Source organism: Streptomyces gamaensis (assembly GCF_042656465.1).
Classification (GTDB): Bacteria; Actinomycetota; Actinomycetes; order Streptomycetales; family Streptomycetaceae; genus Streptomyces; species Streptomyces gamaensis.
In genome coordinates, this window is the sequence record NZ_JBHSPB010000034.1 from 1 (window position 1) to 18484 (window position 18484).

At 67.6% G+C, this 18484-nt stretch carries 18 protein-coding genes; 6 read left to right on the forward strand and 12 right to left on the reverse strand.

All coding sequences use genetic code 11. The annotated features are described in order from the left end of the window. Positions 1-286: 286 nt before the first annotated feature. From ACFP1Z_RS31790 to ACFP1Z_RS31800, 3 genes are all read left to right on the forward strand, one after another. Positions 287-1573, forward strand: a complete 1287-nt coding sequence (locus ACFP1Z_RS31790) for a PP2C family protein-serine/threonine phosphatase (RefSeq protein WP_390321228.1) — start codon at positions 287-289, stop codon at positions 1571-1573. 533 nt (positions 1574-2106) lie between these two features. Continuing rightward, positions 2107-3504 (forward strand): M23 family metallopeptidase, encoded by a 1398-nt coding sequence (locus ACFP1Z_RS31795; RefSeq protein ID WP_390321229.1) that lies wholly within the window; start codon positions 2107-2109, stop codon positions 3502-3504. 134 nt (positions 3505-3638) lie between these two features. Continuing rightward, complete coding sequence (locus ACFP1Z_RS31800; RefSeq protein ID WP_390321230.1) at positions 3639-4583, forward strand: aldo/keto reductase; 945 nt, start codon at positions 3639-3641, stop codon at positions 4581-4583. A 214-nt stretch (positions 4584-4797) separates the two neighbouring features. On the opposite strand, the gene ACFP1Z_RS31805 is transcribed toward ACFP1Z_RS31800, so the two are convergent. From ACFP1Z_RS31805 to ACFP1Z_RS31850, 10 genes are all read right to left on the reverse strand, one after another. Continuing rightward, positions 4798-5217 (reverse strand): hypothetical protein, encoded by a 420-nt coding sequence (locus ACFP1Z_RS31805; RefSeq protein WP_390321231.1) that lies wholly within the window; start codon positions 5215-5217, stop codon positions 4798-4800. A gap of 96 nt (positions 5218-5313) precedes the next feature. Further along, complete coding sequence (locus ACFP1Z_RS31810) at positions 5314-6459, reverse strand: ADP-ribosylglycohydrolase family protein (protein ID WP_390321232.1); 1146 nt, start codon at positions 6457-6459, stop codon at positions 5314-5316. Between the two features lie 118 nt (positions 6460-6577). Continuing rightward, on the reverse strand, positions 6578-7819 hold the full coding sequence (locus tag ACFP1Z_RS31815) for a HEAT repeat domain-containing protein (RefSeq protein WP_390321234.1): 1242 nt from the start codon (positions 7817-7819) through the stop codon (positions 6578-6580). An 88-nt stretch (positions 7820-7907) separates the two neighbouring features. Next, positions 7908-8243, reverse strand: a complete 336-nt coding sequence (locus ACFP1Z_RS31820; protein ID WP_390321235.1) for an SMI1/KNR4 family protein — start codon at positions 8241-8243, stop codon at positions 7908-7910. 217 nt (positions 8244-8460) lie between these two features. Then, entirely contained in the window at positions 8461-8925 is a 465-nt protein-coding gene (locus ACFP1Z_RS31825) for an SUKH-3 domain-containing protein (RefSeq protein WP_390321236.1), read from the reverse strand. Positions 8926-9076: 151 nt separating this feature from the next. Continuing rightward, positions 9077-9370 (reverse strand): hypothetical protein, encoded by a 294-nt coding sequence (locus ACFP1Z_RS31830; RefSeq protein ID WP_390321237.1) that lies wholly within the window; start codon positions 9368-9370, stop codon positions 9077-9079. Between the two features lie 79 nt (positions 9371-9449). After that, on the reverse strand, positions 9450-9908 hold the full coding sequence (locus tag ACFP1Z_RS31835) for a hypothetical protein (protein ID WP_390321238.1): 459 nt from the start codon (positions 9906-9908) through the stop codon (positions 9450-9452). A 195-nt stretch (positions 9909-10103) separates the two neighbouring features. Next, entirely contained in the window at positions 10104-10397 is a 294-nt protein-coding gene (locus ACFP1Z_RS31840; RefSeq protein ID WP_390321239.1) for a hypothetical protein, read from the reverse strand. 16 nt (positions 10398-10413) lie between these two features. After that, a complete protein-coding gene (locus ACFP1Z_RS31845; protein ID WP_390321240.1) occupies positions 10414-12687 on the reverse strand; it encodes a hypothetical protein in 2274 nt (757 codons plus the stop codon). Next, entirely contained in the window at positions 12684-13085 is a 402-nt protein-coding gene (locus ACFP1Z_RS31850; RefSeq protein WP_390321241.1) for a DUF6507 family protein, read from the reverse strand. Before ACFP1Z_RS31850 ends, ACFP1Z_RS31845 begins: the two co-directional genes overlap by 4 nt. 1119 nt (positions 13086-14204) lie before the next feature. On the opposite strand from ACFP1Z_RS31850, the gene ACFP1Z_RS31855 reads away from it, so the two are divergent. Next, entirely contained in the window at positions 14205-14438 is a 234-nt protein-coding gene (locus ACFP1Z_RS31855; RefSeq protein WP_390321242.1) for a hypothetical protein, read from the forward strand. Between the two features lie 138 nt (positions 14439-14576). On the opposite strand, the gene ACFP1Z_RS31860 is transcribed toward ACFP1Z_RS31855, so the two are convergent. Next, positions 14577-15062 (reverse strand): ATP-binding protein, encoded by a 486-nt coding sequence (locus ACFP1Z_RS31860; protein WP_390321243.1) that lies wholly within the window; start codon positions 15060-15062, stop codon positions 14577-14579. 274 nt (positions 15063-15336) lie between these two features. On the opposite strand from ACFP1Z_RS31860, the gene ACFP1Z_RS31865 reads away from it, so the two are divergent. Next, positions 15337-16188, forward strand: a complete 852-nt coding sequence (locus ACFP1Z_RS31865; protein ID WP_390321244.1) for a helix-turn-helix domain-containing protein — start codon at positions 15337-15339, stop codon at positions 16186-16188. An 11-nt stretch (positions 16189-16199) separates the two neighbouring features. After that, entirely contained in the window at positions 16200-16403 is a 204-nt protein-coding gene (locus ACFP1Z_RS31870; protein ID WP_390321262.1) for a DUF397 domain-containing protein, read from the forward strand. A gap of 1489 nt (positions 16404-17892) precedes the next feature. Here the strand turns inward: ACFP1Z_RS31870 and ACFP1Z_RS31875 are convergent. Continuing rightward, entirely contained in the window at positions 17893-18339 is a 447-nt protein-coding gene (locus ACFP1Z_RS31875; protein ID WP_390321246.1) for a hypothetical protein, read from the reverse strand. Positions 18340-18484 lie beyond the last annotated feature (145 nt).

Genomic DNA, 18484 nt, shown 5'->3' on the forward strand with positions numbered 1-18484 from the left:
CGACCTCGCCGGCATGCAGAAGTACGGCGTCGAGGCCGCCCGCCGCCCGCCGCCCGAAAAACAAGCCCGTCCGGCGCTTGAGGACGAGCGGCGCAGCCGCGATACGGGGTCTGGGGCGGAGCCCCAGTTTCGGGAAGGGGCGGGCAAGGGGAGAAAAACCCACCCACCCCCACCCGAACCCAACCACCCCCGCCACCCCACACGGCGCACCCCGATTCGCCTCCACCCCCACCCCCCGGAAAAGTGGGAACGGTATGCGCGGAACATCGGTTCAGGAGCAAGCGCGGTGACGGAGAGCACCGGCCCCCCGGGGTCCCCCGGGCGTACCCGGAAACAGGCATCCGGGCCCGCCCGGACACAGGGCTCCGGGCCCGCCCGGACACAGGGCTCCGGGCCCGCCCGGACACAGGGCTCCGGGCCCACCCGGACACAGGGCTCCGGGCCCACCCGGAACAAGGCCTCCGGGCCCACCCGGAAAAAGGGGTCCGGGCCCACCCGGAAAGCCCCCAGACCGCCAGGCCGATTCGCCCGCACCCTCCCCGCCACCCTCATAGCCACCGGCACCGCCTTCGACCTCGCCACCCCCGCCCACTACACCCCCGCCCCCTTCCTCTCCGCAGCCCCCCTGGTAGCAGCCCCCCTGTACTCACTGCGCGGCACCGTCCTCACAGCCCTCGCCTCCGTCGCAGCCGCCCTAGCCCTGACGTTCTTCAACCCGTCCGGAGACACGGGCGCCTCCCTCTCCGAGAACCTCACGATCGTGACGGTCGCCCTGATCGCGATCGGCATCAACCGCCTCGTGCACCGCACCGGCGAGCGCCTGGCCTCGGCTCGCGGTATCGCGGAGGCGGCTCAGCGGGCGGTGCTGCCCGCGCCTCCGGCCCGTATCGGGGGCCTGCGCGTGGCGGCGCGCTATGTGGCCGCGCTCGCCGACGCCCGTATCGGGGGCGACCTGTACGCGGTCCAGGACACCCCCTACGGGGTCCGCGTACTCGTAGGGGACGTGCGCGGCAAGGGCCTGGAGGCCGTGGAAGCGGTCGCGGTCGTCATCGGCGCGTTCCGTGAGGCGGCGGAGCAGGAGCGCACCCTGGAGGCGCTCGCCTGCCGCCTGGAGCGCGCACTGGAACGCGAGGGCGCCCGGCGCGCGAACCTGGACCAGGTGGAGGGCTTCACCACGGCCGTCCTCGCCGAGATCCCGCCGGGGGCCGCCGCCCTGCGTCTGGTGAACCGCGGCCATCCTCCGCCGCTCCTGCTCCACCCGGACGGCACCGTCGGCGAAGTGGAGCCCGCCGTTCCCGCGTTGCCGCTCGGTATGGGGGAGTTGGGGGAGTGGCCGGACCGCGCGGAGGAGTGGGAGTTCCCGCCGGGCTCGACGCTGCTGCTGTTCACGGACGGCGTCACGGAGGCGCGGGACGAGCGCGGCGCCTTCTACGACCCGCAAGTACGCCTGGCAGGCCGCCAGTTCCGCAACCCCGAAACGCTGCTGGACGCCCTCGTGACGGACGTCGGCCGGCACGCGGGTGGTCAGACGGCGGACGACATGGCCTTGTTGGCGATCCGCAGGCACGCATGACACCGCGTAGTGGATCTTGATCTCTCCGCATTCGGGCGGAAAACCCGGCTGACGGCCGATCAGGGCGATCAAGGCGATCAAGGCGGCGATCAAGACGGGGCCCGTGACCACCAACGTTTCGTCAACACCGCCACGAATCGGCGACATTCGCAACCGCCTGTCCGTCAAAGTCCTCGCCAAGGAAGCGGGCGGTTCCCCCTTTCGGCTTGGATTCGACGGTCCCGTCTATTAACGTTCGATAACGGAGCGCGGCCGTCGCGCCTGTTCGTCAGCGACGGCACCCGTGCGCCTTCGCCGAATCCCGCGGGAAAGGAGCCGCCTCAGTGGCGTCCAACGACCCTGCTCACGAAGGCAGTCCGCACGGCCCTTCGGCTGCGGATCGGTACGCGGCCGGATATGCGGCGCAGCCACCCGGATTTTTCCCCGAAGATCATTACGCGCGCCCGTACGAAACACCTGCGACGGCGCCCGGTGTTCCGTACGGGAGCCCGTACGAAACCTATGCGTCCGGTTACGCACCCGATCACGCACAGGTGACGACGACAGCGGGGTACGAAGACACCACCGCCCATGCCGCCGCCACGGCGGACGAGTTCCCGGTGGTCCCGCTGGTGCGCCCGTACGTCCCGCAGGCGGCCGACGCGATGCCGGAGCCGGCTGTACGGACCGACGTACGCGTCGACGTACGGACCACAGCGCCCGGAACCGCCGAGCCCGCCGAGCCCGCCGAGCTCGCCGAGGACCCGGGCGCTCCCGTCCGCGGCCGGCACCGCGTGCCCAAGCCGCGCGGCGGCACGATGGCGCGCAGCGGCGCGGTGCTCGGTGTCGGTGTGATCGCGGCGGTCGGCGCGGGCGGCATGGCGAGCGCGCAGGAGCGCCCGCAGGCCCCGATATCCGTGCCCGACCTGGTGCAGAACCTGCCGGGTGTCGGCGCGCTCATAGGCGGCGACCAGGCGGAGGACGGGACCAAGTCGCAGACGGAACAAGCGGATTCGCGGACTCAGTCGCAGGCGCAGCCGCTGACCCAGCTGGGCCTGACCGCCGAGGAGGTGGCGCAGGGCACCCCGAACGCGGGCGAGGCACTGCGCGCCCGCATCCTGCAGCAGGCCGAGTACCAGCAGAGCGCAGCCGAGCGCGAGGCCCGCGAGGCAGCGCACCAGGCGGCAGCCGAGGAGCAGAAGCAGGCGGCCGAGGAGAAGGCCGAGCAGGCGGAGGAAGAGGAAGAGGCGCAGGCGGAACAGGCGGAAGCGGAGCGCGAAGCGCAGGCCGCACGGGCCGAGGCCGAGCGCGAAGCGCAAGCCGCGCAGGCGAAGGCGCAGGCCGAGGCCGAGCGCAAGGCCGCCGAGGCGGAAGCACAGCGCAAGGCGGCGGCCGAGAAGGCCGAGCACAAGGCGCAGCCGACGCAGCCGGAAGTGCACAAGCACAAGCAGCAGCAGAAGCAGCAGCCCCACCAGCCCAAGCCGCAACAGCACGCTTCCAACACCGCCCCCGCCCCCAAGGGCACCGCCTCCGCCCCCAAGGGCGCCACCGCAACCCGCACTTACGTCCTCCCCGTCCGCTCCTACACCCTGACCGCCGGCTTCGGCCAGGCGGGCAACATGTGGTCCGCGCACCACACCGGCGAGGACTTCGCCGCCTCGCCGGGCACCCCCGTCAAGGCCGTCAGCGGCGGAACGATCACCTCCGCGGGCTGGGCGGGCGCGTACGGCTATCGCGTGGTGCTGACGCTCGACGACGGCACGCAATTGTGGTTCTGCCACCTGTCGTCGATGACCGTCACCTCCGGCAAGGTCAAGGCGGGCGACGTCATAGGCCGCGTCGGCGCGACCGGCAACGTCACGGGCCCGCACCTGCACCTAGAGGTGCGCCCGGGCGGCGGCACCCCGATAGACCCGCTGCCGTGGCTGCGGGGACGGGGCCTGCACCCGTAGGGGGCCCTGGGCCCCTGGCACCCCGCCCGCCTCCGCCGCGCCGACAACCGCCTCAATACCCCCCGCTCGCCCTCCCCTCCGGTACGCAAGGTACGTACGGGAATCGTGGTACGAGCACGGGAGTTGAGACAGTCATGACTGACACGTACGCCCAGATCGGCAAACTCAGCGTCCACCGCCTGGCCCTCGGCGGCAATGTCTTCGGCTGGACGGCGGACGAGGCCCAGTCCTTCGACGTCCTCGACGCGTACGCGGCCGCCGGCGGCAATTTCGTCGACACCGCCGACGTCTACTCGGCGTGGGTGCCGGGCAACAAGGGCGGCGAATCGGAGACGGTCATCGGCAACTGGCTGGCGTCACGCGGCAATCGCGACCGCATCGTCGTCGCGACGAAGGTCGGCGCGGGTGTCCCGGAGCCGGCCGGCCTGAAGGCGGACGTCATCCGCAGGGGCCTGGAGGACTCCCTCCGCCGTCTGCGCACCGACTATGTCGACCTCTACTACACCCACTACGACGACGAGTCCGTCCCGGTGGAGGAATTCCTCACCGCGCTCGACGAGTTGGTGAAGGAGGGCAAGGTCCGCGAGATCGGCGCGTCGAATATCAGCGCGGCGCGGTTCGCGGAGTCCCTGGAATTCTCGGAGAAGAACGGCCTCGCGAAGTACGTCGCCATCCAGCCGCACTACAACCTGGTCTCCCGCGACACCTACGAGGGCGAACTCGCCGACGTGGCCGCCCGCCACGGCGTGGCCGCCGTCCCCTACTACGCTCTCGCGTCCGGCTTCCTCACCGGCAAGTACCGCCCCGACACCCAGGTCGACAGCGCCCGCGCCGACAAGGCCGCCGAGTACCTGCGGACGGAGCGCGGCCGCCGCGTCCTGCGCGCCCTGGACGAGGTCGCCGAGGCCCACGGCACCCAGCAGGCGACGGTGGCCCTGTCCTGGCTGGCAGCCCGGCTGACTGTGGCGTCCCCGCTGGCGAGCGCCCGCACGGTGGCACAACTCCCGGCCCTGCTGGCCTCGGTGGAGCTCCACCTCACGGAAGAGGACCTGGCACGGCTGACGGAGGCGTCGGCGTAAGGGGCACGAGTACGGGCCGGGGTGCGCCGGGGTCCGTACGTACGGGCCGTACGGGCCGGGGCACCCCGAGCCGGTACGTACAAGGGGCACGGGGCGGCTGCATGGTGCGGCTCCGCCGCGCGCCCCGAAGGGGCGCGGGGAACTGCGCGACCATCCCCCAGAGGGGGGACCCCCAGACGCCACCCGCAGATGACGTACCGGACTTCGCGGAGCGCTAGCTCATCTCGGTCCCGTTGATGTAGTACACCTCGACGGTCGCGGTGCCGTGCAGGAACTGCTCGACCAGGGCCCCGGTACGGTCACCCCGGTCCCACGCGGCCTTGGCCTTCGGGCTGAGCTCCCGCAGCCCCAGCCCGGCACTGTTGGGCCGGATCAGCTGACTCGCCCATCCCGCATTGCGCAGGTACTTCTCCAGCGTGTCCCCGACACTCTTCTTCGACTCCAGGTACCGGTGCGGCGGCAGCCCGTCCCGGTTCCCGATCGGCTGCCCGTTGAGCGCCTTCGACAGCACGGACCGGGAGGCGGTGTTCCACCCGATGTTGGCGTGCTGCAGCACGGACCAGGTGGCCCCCTTACTGGTCGCGATGGCCAGGTCGGTGTTGTTGATGCTGCGGAGTATGAAGTGGCCTGCCATAGCTGCTCCTTGAGAGTGAGGAACGTTGCACCACGGAAGGCCACATGCTGACGCGACGCCCCTGCCGCCGGACAGAGCGCGATCCGGCCAGCGGGTTCAGTGGCGGGGGTACCGCCCGTACGGGAAGACCGGCTCGCCGTGCGGCGGGCGCGGACCGTGGAAGGCGTACGAGAGATCGTCCGCAAGCTCGGCCGTCACGGCCCGGCCCTCGATACGGGCGAGCCAGGACGGCGGCAGGGCGGCGTCACCGTGCCGGGCCCCGAGGAGGTTGCCGCACAGGGAGCCCGTCGAGTCGCTGTCCCCGGAGTGGTTGACGGACAGCAGCAGCCCCCCGGCGAGGGATCCGGCCCCGGTCGCCGCGCAGGCCGCGTAGACGGCAATGGCCAGCGCCTCCTCGGCGACCCAGCCACCCCCGAGCGACTCGACCTTCTCGGGCGTGGGCGCACCGTCGGCCGCCAGCGCGAGAGCGGCACGCAGAGCGGCGGACGTCTCCTCGTGACCGGGGTAACGGGCGAGCAGCTCCAGGGCGCACTGGACGGCGACCTCGACCGGCACACCGTCGAGAAGGCGGTGGACGATCACCGCGAACGCGCCCGCCGCGTACGCCCCGGTGGGATGCCCGTGCGTCAGCCGCGCACAGCGCGCGGCAAGCTCGAAGGCACGCCCGGCGCCCAGCCCGATCAGCCCGAACGGCGCCGAACGCATCACGGTGCCGCAGCCCTTGGACCCGGGGTTGACCGGCCCGGGCCTCTCGTCGAGGGGCGCCCGAGGATCGGGCACGCGCCCCTGACCCAGCCCCGACAGACAGGCATTCCCGGGCGCCCGCTGCGCGTACAGCCACGGCTGCGTCCGCAGCCAACCGGAACGGACCGGGTCGTCGGCGCTCACGGCCGGCGGGGGAGCGGGGTGGTTCTGGGTGTCCAGCCACCGCAGGTACGCGCGGTGTACGGCAGCGACCGCGTCATCGCCCAATTCCCCGTCGCCGGTGGCCGCTTGAGCCCGAAGGAGCCCTTCCGCCGTGAACAGGGTCATCTGCGTGTCGTCGGTGACCCGCCCGACGACCCCGTCACTGTCGGGGACGAGCCCGGTGACGCCTTCCGCCCCGTGCACGCGGCGGATTGCATCGAGCGAGAGGAACTCAACGGGGTTACCGAGGGCGTCCCCGATCGCCCCACCGAGCAGACAGCCGCGGATGCGGGCGCGGAGGGCGTCGGTGGACGGGGACGCTGGGGCGGCGGTCACGGGAGTTCCTCGTTTCGGCAGGGGTACGACGCCGACACGCTACCGGCGCCTCACGCGGAGAAGCGCTCCGCGTCCGGGCCGCCAACCGCGTTGATGAACCCTCCTTACTCCTCCCAGTTCACCGGTTCTGGCGGTGCCGGTGCCGCCATACCTGGTCCAGCTCCCAGTAGTACGGCGACGTCCGGTCGCTGCCGTCGAGGGCATCCAGCAGTGCGTCACCGCGGTGGTCGTCGCGCAGAGCAAGCTGTACCGCGGCGGTGATCCGTACGTTTTCCTCGGAGTCGGAGAGGCAGGCGGCCAAGGCATCGCAGGGGGCCGGGTCGTCGGCCGGGGCTTGCAGAAGGGCCTGGCAGGCGCGTGCCCGGACGCGGGCGTCCGTGTCCCGGGTGCGGGCCAGGACGGCGGCCAGGGCGTCGGGGTTCGCCTGCTGGACCTGCCAGTGTAGGCCGCCGACAGCCTTGGCCCGGACCCGGGCGTCGGGGTAACGGGTGAGGGTGGGCAGCGGCTTCTCGGCGCGGGGATCCTCGGCCTCGGCCAGTCCGGCGGTAAGGGGCCGCATCACGCGGGGGTCCTCCTCCTGCTCCGCCCAGGGGAGGAACAGGTCGACGAGCGGGGTGTCGAAGGGAGCCTCCTCGTCCTCACCGCTTTCGTCGAGGACGTTGATGCAGCGCATCACGTCCGCTCCGAAGTAGCGTGCCAGCGGATCGCGGTGGTGGCGAAGAGCGGCTGCGGCGTCCCATATGGGCGGCAGTTCTGGACCCTTTCGTCCGGCGAGCGCGACGACTGCCGCTCCCCACACCGGGTGGTCGACCTCGGGCTCGGCCATGGCACGGTCCAGCAGTTCATCGAAGGGCGTGGCAATTCCGTAGCACGATTCCAAGTAGGTGAGGATCGCGGTGTGGCCGTCGTGGACGGTCCGCCCGTCGATCAACAGCTCGCGGCAGAGCTCCTTGTTGCCGTCGCGCATGGTCCGTTGGTAGACCCCCGCTCCGGTGCCGGTCGTGTGCCAGTGCCGGGCCAGTGCGAGGGCGTCGCGACCCTCGCGGTCCGTGACCCGGGGGTCGGCCCCGGCGAAGTCCAGGGCGGTGGCGATGTCGTGCGCGCCCCGGTCGACGGCGCGCAGCAGCGGGGTGCGGCCGTCGGCGTCGATGCCGTTCAGGTCCAGCGCGTCGGGATCGCCCAGCATCAGCAGGGCATCGAGGACCCGGTAGTCGAGGGCATCCACGGCCAGACGCAGGGCAGTTGCGGCGTGCGGGCCGCGCGCATGAGTAGCGCCGTAGTCCTCCTGGAGCAGGGCGCCCACTGCCGTGGCGTCGCCGTTGCGGACGGCCGTGAGGAGCGGGTTTTCGGAGGGGGTCACGCGCATAGGGAGTAGAGGCGCCTTTCGCGGAGGATGGGGTACGGCTGCGTCGGCGGCAGCAGGTACAGAATGGGCGCTGCGGGTTGCCCTACAGAGACCCCGGATCGCCGTCAGCGACGAACCGTGTCAGGGATCGCTCCAGCAGTTCCAGGAACTGCCGCAGGTCGTCGGCCACCTTGTCGAGCTCCGGTTCGTCCAGCGACGCTGTCCGCGTCCGGTGAACCGACCCATCAGGACCCGCAACGTAGGACAGTCCGCCGCCGTTCGAGCCCATGACCAGACCGTGGACCTTCTGATCCGCGCCGACGTCGACAACGCCGTACTCCTGGAGTCGCAGAAGGACGTCACTTGCCGGGTCGAGAAAGTAGCCGTTGCCGACGTCCGCCCAGGTGACGTCGCCGATGCTGTCGTAGAAGGTGACCAAGTCAGCTGGGATGGGACTCGCTTGGGCAAGCATGCGAGCTGCGGCTCGATCGTCGGGGCTGGCCGTCCGGACCTCGTTGGTACCAGGGGGAAAGCCGTACCGGCGCTCGAACTCGCCTGTCATTGCCGTGAGAGTCCCGGAGACCCTGTCTGTCCATGAGGCCAGCCAGGCGGGTGAAAGTGAACGGTCATTCATGAGGCCGGAATCATGGCATGAGCTACGGACATCCACGAGACGCATAGAAGCGCTCCACGTCCGGGCCGGCAACCGCATTGATGAACCGGGAAAACATGTCGTGGGCGTCCATCCCCATGAAGTACTCACCGGTGTGATGCAGCTGAAAGTACCTCCCGAGCTCATCGACGATGACCAGTCCGTACTCCGACTCCTCGTACCCGACGGGAAACACCCGTTGCCCAAGACACCTCGCCAACTCGGCGATCTCAGCGGCATCCCCCTCGTACCCCACTGTCGGCTTCATCACCAGCGCCGGTCTCGACGCCGCAGAGCGGACGAGCCTCAGCAGCCCGTACTCACGGACAGCCCGCACCGCAGCAGGGAACGGTTCCATCGGAGCACCTTGCCGCTCCGAGTCGCGCACCCTCACATCGATCAGCTCATCCGCGCGACGGCCTATGTCCCGCCCTGCGAACCAGCTGTTCGCGACAAGCCAGTTGGACACGTCCGGTGCCTGTCGGTCAACGGCATGCAATTGTCACGCTCCCAGTTTCAGGACTGCACGAACAGCTTCTCCGGTGCCACACCGTCACGCACCGAGGCGCACGCACCGCTCATCCTCGACTCGTAAGCGGTGGTCTGGCCAACTCCCTGGACTAGAAGTCTTCTGGTGGCTCGGGTTGCTCAGGACGTCCTTCAAAGAGGAACGCGTACATGTCCTCCAGGTACTTGTACAAGGTGTCTTCATCGGGGAACTCGATGGCCGTCAGGCCCTCGTACTCACCGACAGTCAATGACCGGTCGCGCAAGATCTCTTCCAGCCCGGAACGAACGTTGTTCACAAAGTGTTCGTTGAATCCCAGCAAGGTCGGACGTAGCCAGCCCTTGGTGTCATACGCCATTTCAAGGTCGAGGTACGTTCTAACGAAGTTCCTGAGCTCACGGTTCATGGGTCTCCTCGGCTATCCCGAACGCCCGGCCTTTCCAATGGACACCACAGGGCCCAGGGCCTCTGCAGCCCTGCGAGCCTCACTCGCCGTCGAGTCGGTGGCTCAGTCCCAGAGTCGGTTCGGCGCTTGCCAGCATTCTTGTGATCTCGATGGGCGGATCTCTGAACTCGGCCAGAACGGCATCGGCAGGGTCGATCCTCCGTGTGCTGCCATCCAGTCCTTGGACTTCGATGACATACCGGAAGCCGAGAGGGCCCCTTGCGTCTTCTGCCACTTGCCACCTGGCTCCGTGGCTATGTACGAGGACATCAGCCACGTAGGACGTCAGGTCGGCATGCAACGTTGCCCAGTCCGACTGCTCGAACTGTCCCAGCGGAAGCCGTGACACATAGTTCTGGAGGGCAGGAGCCAGAGTCAACGGGTCACACGCATAGGCGTCCGTGGGGACGCCGAGCATGCCTGCGAGTTCAAGAGCGTTCCGATGCCCTTCCTCTGCCCACTGGAGAAGCTTCTCTCTGGGCTCTGGAGCGTCACCCACAATCTGCCTTCCTTGCTGTTCAGCTCGTAGTGATCACAGGCTGCCTCGCCTCCCACTTGAAAGAAGGGTGCAGCCCAGTCGGGGCACCTATTGGTCCAGCTCATCGGCTGCTGTGATGGCTTGACCGACGCCCCAGCCGTCGCCAGATGACGGCTGGGGCCCTGGGGTGGATGAGCGGATGACTGACGACCAGGACTAGAAGTCTTCAGGTGGCTCGGGCTGTTCCGGATGTCCTTCGAAGAGGTACGCGTACATGTCCTGCAGGTACTTGTACAAGGTGTCTTCGTCAGGGAACTCGATGTTCGTAAGCCCCGTGTAGTCGTCCACTGTCAGTGAACGCGTCTGCAAAATTTCTTCGAGTCCGGTTCGAACGTTCCGGACAACACTTTCGTTGAATCCCAACAAGGTTGGTCGCAAGAAACCAGTGGTGTCGTAGGCGGTTTCGAGGCGCATGTAAGCCCTGATAAATGCGTGCAGGTCTTCGTTCATACCGTTTCAGATCCGTTCACGGGTGGCGGCCGGGGGCAGGGTCGGCGAACATCGTATGGAGTCTGTACGTGTCACCATGCTTTCTGTACACCGGCTGTATGGTTCCGCCCTCGAAGTCGACGGGCAAGAATTCGTCAAGCTTCTTGGGGTTTCTGTAGAAGCCGGTCAGGCGCTTGTGGCCATCCGGTCCCAGGATGTCCGCGATCGGAGTCTCCTTGGGAATGCCCCCGCGATCAATGATGTCACGGAAGTAGGCGTCTGCGCGAACCATGTCTTCTGCTTTATCGAAGCGGGTTGCGTAGGCGCCCACCTTGTGACGGTTTCCTGGTTTGACTCCGTCATCGGTTGTGCCGGTGAGCGGGTCAATGTTATCCGTCGACTTAGCGTGTCCGGGGTAGTTCGAAGCGTCGCTGTAGAACTTTGGATTTCCGTCCTTGTCGAGCAGCGGTTTCCCCAGGCGATCGCGCAAAGCCTGGTCATCAGGGTATTGGTGACGGCCTGGTGCATGGCCTTCACCGCCCTGCCGGTCATCCAGTTGCTTGATGCGGTCCTTGACGAAGTCCGGATCCAGCGGCTCGTGCCCTTGAGTGGCTTTCTCCGTCTCGGACGCCTCGTGGCCGCTTCCACCTTCTTCCGAAGAGCCTTCGGGACGGGAATGGTCCCCCGGACCATGAGCAGCATCGGCATCGGTACCGCCGTCGTGGTGCGAAGGCGTTCCGTTGTGCGTGTGACCGCCACCGCCTGGATGCGCGTGAGTAGGCCCAGAGCCATGGCCAGTTGACGGGCTGTCCCCGAGGTCTCGGGCACTGCCGCCAGTCTGACCGGATGCGTGCCCCGTCCTGCTCGCAGGCAGGTGCTCTGCAGCCTGGCCCGCAGATGCCGTCGCCTCCGTGCCTGTACGTGCACCCACGAGGGCAGGTTCCTTGGCGTGGAGCTCCTGCTGCGCGGATATGCGTTGTTGGGCGGGCAACTCGTGTTTGATGCTCTCCGAGGGCCTGACCGGCGTCCCGTCGGCATAGCTCAGCCTCCCGGATTCCTTCTCCATGAAGGCCGGCTTCCCCTGGTGGTCCCAGACCTGCACGAACCTCTCCGCCGGGAACGCCGCGCTCTCAACCCCCTTGAGCGCCCCCTCAGCCCCACGGACGCCGGAACCCATCCGCGTGGTGAAGTCGAAGTTCTTCAAACTCCCCATGAAGTCACCGACCTTGGTGACCCCGAACGTCCCGGCCTTACCGAGATACGTCATCGGGTCGATGGCCCTGCCCACCTTGCCCGTCGTGGAAAGGACCTTGACGACCGCACCACCCTTGGCGGCAGCCCCCGCCCCACCGGTCAAGACGGTCGTGACCACGTTGAAGGACACCGCACCGGCCGCCCGGGCGGGATTCTTGCCCCACTCGTCATAGGCGACCATCGCCTTCCCGGTCTCCTTGACGGCCTTCCGCGAATCACGCAGCCAAGAGGGCAGTTGGTCATCCCGAGCCATCCAGAACGCGGCACCCGCCGGGGTAGCAGTAATGATCACGCCCGTGGCGAGCTTGCCGAGGTTCGTCCACGCCTCGCCGGCCTTGTCCCAGCCGTCCACGCCGACGAGGGTGCCCAGGCCGCGGATGGTGCCCCAGATGCCGTCGACGACGACGCCGTCCCACACGAAGCTCTTGACCTGGTGCCACGCCCACTCCAGGCCCTCTAATTCACGCTCCGCGTGCTTGCCCCAGGGCAGCTCTTCCGCGTGCTGGACGGTCTCCAGTGTGTAGCCGTACATGTTGGGCTTGTGGCTGCCGTCGTCGGGTATGAGCGGGCCCTCACCGACCAGGGCCAGGATCTTGTTGGCGCAGGCCCGTTCGGCGTCCCAGAAGGCGACCTCCGCCGCGCCAACGGCGTCGATCAGACCGTTGTTGCGGTCGACCTTCTTCTGGTCCTTCTTCCAGTCGTCGTCGCCTTGCACGCTGGCGACGAACGCGTCCGCCTGTTCCCGTAGCGTCTGCAGCCGGTCCACCAGTGGTTTGACCTCTGCCGCATAGGCGTCCAGCGCCGCCGACACCTTCTCCACGTTGTCCGCGAAGTGCCCGGACTTCTCCTTCACGGGCGCAGTCGTCGCGAACAGCTGGTCCGCCTCGGGCGCGTGATAGCAGGAGGCCAAGCCCTGGAACTGCGAGTGCACACCGGCGCCAGCGTCCCGGAACTTCCCGGACTGCGTCTTCAGATCACCGGAAGCCTTCCCCAGCTCGCCTAGGTCCCCGGTGAAGACGGATATCTTCCAAGGCTTGATCAGCTCGTCGTCGCTCATCGGCCACCCCCGCCCGCCGTGCTGGCACCGTGCCCGCCGCCTTGGCCCGGAAGGTCCACCGGCGGCTCCTTGACCGCCTCGTGCTGCGCGTCGGCGGCCATCTTCAAGTCACCCTCGACATACGCGGTGGTGGCGTCGACGGCCCCGTCCAGTGACCGCTTGGTCCGATTGGCCACGTAGGCCAGGTCACCCACGGACTTGCCGAAGAAGACCTTCAACGCGGTACCGACCGGCCCCTCTACTCCGGCGGAGTGCTCGGCGATCGTGCCGGCCCAACTTCCGGCGTCCGTCACGGACTCCTGGATCTTTCCCCCGGCCTCGCCCATGTCCGCCGCTTCCTTGCCGCAGCGCTGGAGAACGCCCCTCACACCCGACGGAGATATGTCCCAAGCCGTCAACTACAGCCCCCTGACCTCGTTTCACCCGACCGGTAGGTTACGGACATCAGAGCCCGCCCAACACCGAATCCAGCGCCCCACTTCACACGCTCGCACCCGGACCGTCACATGCGTCGATCCGCGTGACACCCGGCCCAGCCGGACACCATGGCGCGCAGCCACAGCACACGCCCCCGTCGAACCCCTAGGTCTATCGAAAGCGTGTCGGGGGAGGCAATGTGATTCTGGGGCAACGCCCTATCTGTCCCGCTCTGTTACGGGATAAGGGCACACGGATCCGCCACCGCCCCAAAGGTAAACCAACGACCTCAAGGCCCGATCTCCAGCAGCACCCCACTGTCGACTCCCCGAAGGCCGGAAGTGAGACATTCCGTGGGCAGCTGACCGGGCACCCCGAACAGAGCCCGCTGTGCGGGCCGTCCTTCCCCGCGCCCCTCGGTGACCACGCCGGAGCGACTGACAACGACGATGCCGGCGATACGAGCAGTGGTGCTGCGGCCGAAGACGATGACCGACCGTGCTCCGTCGGCATAGTGAACGGTCTCGGTTGCCGCGGAACTCCCCACCTGCACACAGGACATCGTCGGCGACACGGAGTCGAAGGACCCGGTGGCCCCCACGCTGTGGCCGGGTGTGACGCCGCACGTGTACTGGTCCTTCGCGTGAATGCTGGTCTTGCGGGGGACGATGGTCAGAGGCGGATCGTAAGAGCTGTGGGAAGTGCCCGTACAGACCACACTTCTCTCCCTACCCCCGTGGGCCTGGCCGGCTGGGGCCCAGACCAGCGAACAGCCCACCAGGGCCAGGGAACTCAACGCCACTGTCACACCGCGCCCGCCGAACATCTGACCTCCAGGGAATCCTCAACCGCTGTCCCACCCTGGCTACCCCCGGCCCCTTCTGCTGCCCCCGGCTCCTCGCAGCGGCCGACCGCGCACGTCCCGTCCGCGCGCGGTGGTACGCGCGGTTGCTGCCCGCCCGTAGGGCGTGCCGTTGGGGTTCCCGGGCAAAGGCATGAAGACCATCTGCACATCCCCCGAAACGGGAATCCCGGCCCACGTCCGGATCACATCCGACGGGACCGGGGTAAGGACCGGATAACCGATCTTGGAGGTTGACATGGCTGGATTCCTCGACAGGGCCAAGGAGCAGGCGCAGCAAGCCCTCCAGCAGGGAAAGGAGAAAGTCGACGAGGTACAGGCGAACCGGGCCGGAAACGACCTGCTGAGGAAACTCGGCGCGGCCTACTACGCGGAGAAGCGCGGCTCCGGCACGGACCAGGCCACCCAGGACGCCCTCAGCGCACTCGAAGCCCACATCACCACACACGGAGACGGCTTCCTGCGCGGATAGCGGGTTCGCAGCTCACAGCAGACGGCGGCGTCCGCCGGGGGCACACGGCCACCCGGTCGACGCCGTCGTACTGCTCGGCCCACCGAGACGAACAGGCGCGTACGGGCGGACCGGCAGCCTCAGGGGACGAGCTGGGTCCTACCCCTGTGCCGGCACGGCCCGGAGCTGCGGCCGTGGCTGCTGGTCCAGCGAGAACCACACGCACTTGCCGACGACGTCGAGCCCGTCCCAGGTCAGCGCCACGCCGGACGCGTCGGACAGCCGCCGTACGAGCGCGAGCCCGCGCCCGGCCTCGTCCTCGGGGCGCGGCTCCCGCCGCCGGGGCCAGCGCCGGGTGTCCCCGTCCCGTACCCCGACGACCACGCCCTCCTCCCCTACGTTGACGTCGACGGCCATGGTGTTGACGCGGGCGTGCTGCACGACGTTGGAGACGACGTCGGACACGCACACGCAGGCGTCGTCGACGAGCGCGGGCATCCCTTCCGCTTCGAGGACGGCCGTCACGAAGGCGCGGGCTACGCGGGCGGTGGTACGGGTGGCGGGGGCGATCATCCGGTACGACTCGGCCGTGCCGTTGTCGCAGGTGATCGGGGGAGTGCTGAGCGTTGCGCTTGCGGTAGCCATGTCGTCTCCCTACGGGCCGTGGCCTCCTGAGTGGGGGCCTTCGGGTGCGCGAACCCGCTACCGTCCGTGGCGCGACCAACCATTTTTGTCCTGCCAACTGACATGCGGGAGGCTGCACTTCGGCTCTTCCCGGCGCGGTGCTGCGCGGTGTGGGCAAGGACCATAGGGTACAGATCTGCGACGGCGCAACACTGCGCCTTCAATCGATCACGGTGAGTGGACTGTGCAATCGTTGCGCGGGACACTCGAAGACACGGGACGGAGAGGTGCACCCATGCCGCCGAGGACCAACCCGACCGCACGCCAGGCCCGACTCGGCGCGGAACTACGGAAGTTGCGCGAGGCGTGCGGCATGTCCACGGGAGAGGCGGGCGCGCTGCTGGGCGGCGGCTCCGCCCAGATCTCCCACATCGAGGCCGGCAGGTGGGGCGTGAGCGCGGAACGGGTGCGACGGCTCGCCGTGCACTACAGGGCCGGTGACAAACGGTTGGTCGATGAGCTGTGCGCGATGGCCGAGGACAGAACTCGTGGCTGGTGGACGGCTTACCGTGGTGTCCTACTGCCGGGCTTCCTCGATGTCGCCGAGATGGAGCACCACGCGCGCGAGCTCCGAACTTTCCAAGTCGCCTACATTCCGGGCATTTTTCAGACCGAGAGCTACGCTCGGGCTGTGTTCGGTGGCGCCACCCCAAGCCTGTCCGAAGTCGAGCTGGACGCGCGTGTCGAGCACCGCATGGCTCGGCGTGCGATCTATGAACGGACGTCCCCGCCTCCGACGACAGTCATCGTCCATGAGGCAGCTCTGCGCATGCGTTACGGGAGCCGCCAAGTCCAGCGTGAACAGCTGAAGTTCCTTCGCGATGTGGCGGAGTGGCCTGCGGTGAAGCTGCACATCGTTCCGTTTGACACTGACAACCTGACTGGTTCGGCCCAGTCTGTCCTCTACGCCGGAGGACCCGTCCCTGAACTGGACACTGTCCAAATCGATCAGGCCAAGGGTATCCGCTTCGTTGGCGCGCCTGCTCTACTCTCCGTCTATCGCGAGATGCTCGATGCGGTGGAGAGCCTGGCTCTCTGCTCGGACGACTCGCGGAAGTTCATCCAGAGAGTGATCCAGGAGATGTGAGAGCCAAGGCAATGGTTACGCATATTGATTGGCAGAAGTCGTCGTATTCAGGTGGCGGAGACGAGAACAGCTGTGTGGAGGTGGGTTGGTTCGGCGACGGGATAGTGATACGCGAGAGCGACTATCCCGGGGTGGTCATCGCCACTAGCCGTGGTGGGCTGCGGGCACTCACAGCCAGCGTCAAGAGAGGCGTCCTGAATCACCCGGAAGGGTGATTTGGTAGATGTTGCGCCTCCCATCTGTGCAGGTGGGAGGCGTTTGGTCTGTCGGGGTTCAAATAGGTGCCGGCGCAGCATTGCGACGAGTCGTCGGAGCCGGCTAGCTTCGTGGCAGGAGACGGGAGGATCACCGGACGGCGGGGGCGAGGTATGTCGTGTGACAGCTGAACTCGCCGTATCCGTAATGGACATAGAGGTTGCGGAGTCATGTCCGGTGAGCTGCGTTCGTTGCTGCGCTCATTCCATTCCGCCTGCGACGATTGGAGGGCCGGTCACATGTGGCATTTGGCGTGAGGTGATCTCGGATGCGGCCCAACTCGGTGTGCACGGAGTCCAGTTTGTCTGTGCAGGGGGCAGTTCGAATTCGCACCTCCCACAGCTTGTGGACCACGCGCGTACATGCGGGCTGGACGTGGAGCTGTATCTGGACCTTTATAGGTCAAGCCGTGTGGAATGGCCGGCCCTCGCACGGCGGGTTGCTTTGGCTGTGGACTGCTGCGCTGATGCTCTGTGCGGCAGTGAGGGTGCTCGTTTGCCTATCGCTGAAGCCGTGCGTCGTGGAATTACCTTAAGAGTGAATCTCGTTGAGGCGGTGACGGAGGAACGGACCCTTCAGGCCGAGGTGTTGCTTCGAGCGCTGGGGGTCGGAGTCGTCCGGCGTGACAGAGGCTGCTGCGCGCGACCCCGTATCACTGTCACTCCAACGGGAAACGTCAACGCCTGTGCTGCGATTTCTCACTCGTTTGTGTTAGGTAACGTTAGAGACCAGAGAATCCAGACGATCGCGGCTACTGTGGTTGCTGGCCACCCGGGGTAGAGTCTGGTGCATTTTCGCGGTATCTTGGGCATGGCGAATCTTATGTGTCACGGCGGGCCGTGCAGCGGACGGCCGGTTGACCATTGGCTGCGTAGTGGCACCGGACCACTGAAGTTCACCGAGAATTCCGCGGGCTGAGCTGGTAGCTGCATACCAACTCAGCCCGCGGATGGGTGGCCCCGCCGCTCCAACGACGGGGCTGGCCGCTACGGGTGCCATCCCCCAAGTCGCAATTGGGGGATGGCACTACCGCTCAGTGAAGAGTTCCCACACGAGCAGGTAGATCCAGTAGACGGCCTTGAAGACTGATGCCCAATCCCGGGCACGCCTCCTTGCCCTCGTACAGGACCTCCGTGACGGCCTGTAGTGGCGGCACTCCATAGCGTCCTCTTTTCTTGTCGAGGGGCGCCGAGACGTTCCCGGGCCCCGACGTCGAGGGCCCGGTTCGTCTGCTCTGGAGCCGGAGCACCGGCCGAGGAAAAGATACTCCGATGGGTGAACTGCCGTCACCACCGGCCGAGTTCACATGTTCTGGCTCTTGTTTCGCATGCTCCTCCCTGCGGGCCCGGCGAACCGCTGTGGATCATTTGTCCCAAATGTCACGCTGATGCCAGTCGTGCCGTATCCGACGATACGTCAGTTCGGCTGCCTCAGCGGCCACATGAGACTCTACCCGGACCATGTCGGTTCGAACAGCAGGGCTGGGCGGTTGTTGCGCCAGGACTCGGCGCGGAGGAGGGGTGGGGAGCTCTTGCCGCCGACCATGGAGGCCCAGAAGTTGCGGGCGATGCTCGCCACCAGGCGCTCGTGCATCTCCTCCAGTTGCTCGGTGTCGCCGGAGCCGTCGTAGGCGCCGGGGGGCGGGTCGTCCCGTTCGAGGTGGAGGCTCTCCGCTGTGGAGGGGTCTCCCCACCAGGAGCGCGCGGCGTCCTCGTCGTTGTCCAGGGCGTGCCAGGGGAGTTCGAGTCGTCCGGCCATCCGTCGCTCGTGACGGCCGTCCTGGGCCCGGGACAGGGTGCTGTTCACCAGGACGAGCCCGAACCGGCTCGCCGCCCACAGGGCCGCCTTGCCCAGTCCGTAGGAACCGCCCTGGGTACCCGCCTTGCCGCTGTCCAACGTCCTGCGCGACCAAGTCCCGGGCGGGCGGCACTTCTCTACTGGCGTTTAGGGGTGTACGCACGTGAGGAATTGCGGCTATATGTCCGCTATGTGCTCCTTGAGTTCAGGTCTTTTATATTCGATCACCCTCGATTTAGTGCCT

Excerpts from the sequence above, each read along its gene's own strand:
- ACFP1Z_RS31800 (WP_390321230.1), top strand. The coding sequence starts at position 3,639 with ATGACTGACACGTACGCCCAGATCGGCAAACTCAGCGTCCACCGCCTG.
- ACFP1Z_RS31805 (WP_390321231.1), bottom strand. The coding sequence starts at position 5,217 with ATGGCAGGCCACTTCATACTCCGCAGCATCAACAACACCGACCTGGCC.
- ACFP1Z_RS31830 (WP_390321237.1), bottom strand. The coding sequence starts at position 9,370 with ATGAACCGTGAGCTCAGGAACTTCGTTAGAACGTACCTCGACCTTGAA.
- ACFP1Z_RS31840 (WP_390321239.1), bottom strand. The coding sequence starts at position 10,397 with ATGAACGAAGACCTGCACGCATTTATCAGGGCTTACATGCGCCTCGAA.
- ACFP1Z_RS31845 (WP_390321240.1), bottom strand. The coding sequence starts at position 12,687 with ATGAGCGACGACGAGCTGATCAAGCCTTGGAAGATATCCGTCTTCACC.
- ACFP1Z_RS31855 (WP_390321242.1), top strand. The coding sequence starts at position 14,205 with ATGGCTGGATTCCTCGACAGGGCCAAGGAGCAGGCGCAGCAAGCCCTC.
- ACFP1Z_RS31860 (WP_390321243.1), bottom strand. The coding sequence starts at position 15,062 with ATGGCTACCGCAAGCGCAACGCTCAGCACTCCCCCGATCACCTGCGAC.
- ACFP1Z_RS31865 (WP_390321244.1), top strand. The coding sequence starts at position 15,337 with ATGCCGCCGAGGACCAACCCGACCGCACGCCAGGCCCGACTCGGCGCG.
- ACFP1Z_RS31870 (WP_390321262.1), top strand. The coding sequence starts at position 16,200 with ATGGTTACGCATATTGATTGGCAGAAGTCGTCGTATTCAGGTGGCGGA.